The 3,213-nt window shown below is 55.2% G+C and carries 2 rRNA genes; both read right to left on the bottom strand.

Features of this window, described 5'->3' with window-relative positions:
• Positions 1 to 9 precede the first annotated feature (9 nt).
• A 5S ribosomal RNA gene (gene rrf, locus HPA02_RS17965) occupies positions 10 to 125 on the bottom strand.
• A 109-nt stretch (positions 126 to 234) separates the two neighbouring features.
• A 23S ribosomal RNA gene (locus HPA02_RS17960) occupies positions 235 to 3,123 on the bottom strand.
• Between the last annotated feature and the right edge of the window lie 90 nt (positions 3,124 to 3,213).

The raw sequence follows: 3,213 nt of genomic DNA, 5'->3' as shown, positions 1-3,213 counted from the left end.
TGAAGAAGTGCCTGACGATGACCTACTCTCGCATGGGGAGACCCCACACTACCATCGGCGCTGAGCGGTTTCACTGCTGAGTTCGGCATGGGATCAGGTGGTTCCCACTCGCTATGGTCGTCAGGCGTAAACGGTGGCCGGCTGCGTGTGTGTCGCAACCCGCCTATGAATCATGCTGTTGAGGATCGTCTCACGTATCCGGCGCGTACCATCGCGCAGACCCCTTGGGGTTATATGGTCAAGCCTCACGGGCCATTAGTATCGGTTAGCTCAACGCCTCGCAGCGCTTCCACACCCGACCTATCAACCAGCTCGTCTTGCTGGACCCTTTAGGAGGCGCAAGGCCTCAGGGAAGTCTCATCTTGAAGGGGGCTTCCCGCTTAGATGCTTTCAGCGGTTATCCTGTCCGCACATAGCTACCCGGCAATGCCACTGGCGTGACAACCGGAACACCAGAGGTGCGTCCACTCCGGTCCTCTCGTACTAGGAGCAGCTCTTCTCAAACTTCCGACGCCCACGGCAGATAGGGACCGAACTGTCTCACGACGTTCTAAACCCAGCTCGCGTACCACTTTAAATGGCGAACAGCCATACCCTTGGGACCGACTTCAGCCCCAGGATGTGATGAGCCGACATCGAGGTGCCAAACACCGCCGTCGATGTGAACTCTTGGGCGGTATCAGCCTGTTATCCCCGGAGTACCTTTTATCCGTTGAGCGATGGCCCTTCCATACAGAACCACCGGATCACTAGAACCTACTTTCGTACCTGCTCGACGTGTCTGTCTCGCAGTCAAGCACCCTTATGCTCTTGCACTCATTGCACGATTTCCGACCGTGCTGAGGGTACCTTCGTGCTCCTCCGTTACGCTTTGGGAGGAGACCGCCCCAGTCAAACTACCCACCACACACTGTCCTCGCCCCGGATGACGGGGCTGAGTTAGAACGCCAATGATGCCAGGCTGGTATTTCAAGGTTGGCTCCACCCGAACTGGCGTCCGGGTTTCCAAGCCTCCCAGCTATCCTACACAAGCAACATCAGCGTCCAGTGTGAAGCTATAGTAAAGGTTCACGGGGTCTTTCCGTCTAGCCGCGGGTACACAGCATCTTCACTGCGATTTCAATTTCACTGAGTCTCGGGTGGAGACAGTGTGGCCATCATTACGCCATTCGTGCAGGTCGGAACTTACCCGACAAGGAATTTCGCTACCTTAGGACCGTTATAGTTACGGCCGCCGTTTACCGGGGCTTCGATCAGGAGCTTCGGCCGGAGCCTAACACCATCAATTAACCTTCCGGCACCGGGCAGGCGTCACACCCTATACGTCCGCTTGCGCGTTTGCAGAGTGCTGTGTTTTTAATAAACAGTTGCAGCCACCTGGTATCTTCGACCGGTTCGTGCTTCCACCGCGGGGTGTTCACACTACGCCGGCGTGCCTTCTCCCGAAGTTACGGCACCATTTTGCCTAGTTCCTTCACCCGAGTTCTCTCAAGCGCCTTAGGATTCTCACCCTGACCACCTGTGTCGGTTTGGGGTACGGTCACACACCATCTGAAGCTTAGAGGCTTTTCCTGGAAGCGTGGCATCAATGACTTCCAGACCGTAGTCTGTTCGTCTCGTCTCTCGGCTTTAAGGACCCGGATTTGCCTGAGTCCTCGGCCTACTGACTTTCACCAGGACAACCAACGCCTGGCTCACCTAGCCTTCTTCGTCCCCCCATCGCAATGGTGTGAGGTACGGGAATATTAACCCGTTTCCCATCGACTACGCCTTTCGGCCTCGCCTTAGGGGCCGACTCACTCTGCTCCGATTAGCGTCGAACAGAAACCCTTGGTCTTCCGGCGGGGGAGTTTTTCACTCCCCTTATCGTTACTCATGTCAGCATTCGCACTCGTGATACCTCCAGCGAGCTTCTCAACTCACCTTCATTGGCTTACACGACGCTCCTCTACCGCTCGTCATTCGACGAACCCGTAGCTTCGGCACCTGGTTTGAGCCCCGTTACATCTTCCGCGCAGGCCGACTCGACTAGTGAGCTATTACGCTTTCTTTAAAGGATGGCTGCTTCTAAGCCAACCTCCTAGCTGTCTAAGCCTTCCCACATCGTTTCCCACTTAACCAGGATTTTGGGGCCTTAGCTGACGGTCTGGGTTGTTTCCCTTTTCACGACGGACGTTAGCACCCGCCGTGTGTCTCCCACGCTGCACTCACCGGTATTCGGAGTTTGCCTCGGGTTGGTAAGCCGGGATGGCCCCCTAGCCGAAACAGTGCTCTACCCCCGGCGGTGATACGTGAGGCGCTACCTAAATAGCTTTCGAGGAGAACCAGCTATCTCCGGGCTTGATTAGCCTTTCACTCCGATCCACAAGTCATCCAAATCTTTTTCAACAGATCCTGGTTCGGTCCTCCAGTTGATGTTACTCAACCTTCAACCTGCTCATGGATAGATCGCCCGGTTTCGGGTCTATATCCAGCGACTGGTCGCCCAGTTAAGACTCGGTTTCCCTACGCCTCCCCTATACGGTTAAGCTCGCCACTGAATATAAGTCGCTGACCCATTATACAAAAGGTACGCGGTCACAGAACGAGTCTGCTCCCACTGCTTGTACGCATACGGTTTCAGGATCTATTTCACTCCCCTCTCCGGGGTTCTTTTCGCCTTTCCCTCACGGTACTGGTTCACTATCGGTCAGCCAGGAGTATTTAGCCTTGGAGGATGGTCCCCCCGTCTTCAGTCAAGGTTTCACGTGCCCCGACCTACTCGATTTCACTGGATCAGGTTTTCGGCTACGGGACTATCACCCCCTATGGTCGAGCTTCCCAGCTCGTTCGCCTAACCAGTCACCAGCTTAAGGGCTGGTCCCCGTTCGCTCGCCGCTACTTGGGGAATCTCGGTTGATTTCTTTTCCTCGGGGTACTTAGATGTTTCAGTTCCCCCGGTTCGCCTCCCAACACCTATGGATTCAGTGTGGGATACCCAGCTTGTGCTGGGTGGGTTTCCCCATTCGGAAATGTCCGGGTCACAGGTTGTTTGCCACCTCACCGAACCTTATCGCAGGCTACAACGTCCTTCATCGCCTCTGGCTGCCAAGGCATCCACCGTATGCGCTTAATCGCTTGACCATATAACCCGAAGGGGTCTGGTCGCGATTGGTACGATAATTGCCGGATACGCTTGAGACGTATCGTCAATTTGTCAGCATGATTCATATT

The sequence above is a fragment of the Bisbaumannia pacifica genome (assembly GCF_007989625.1).
GTDB lineage: Bacteria > Pseudomonadota > Gammaproteobacteria > Pseudomonadales > Halomonadaceae > Bisbaumannia > Bisbaumannia pacifica.
Note: the sequence above shows the minus strand (reverse complement) of the source record. Positions and strands in the feature narration are given on the sequence as shown.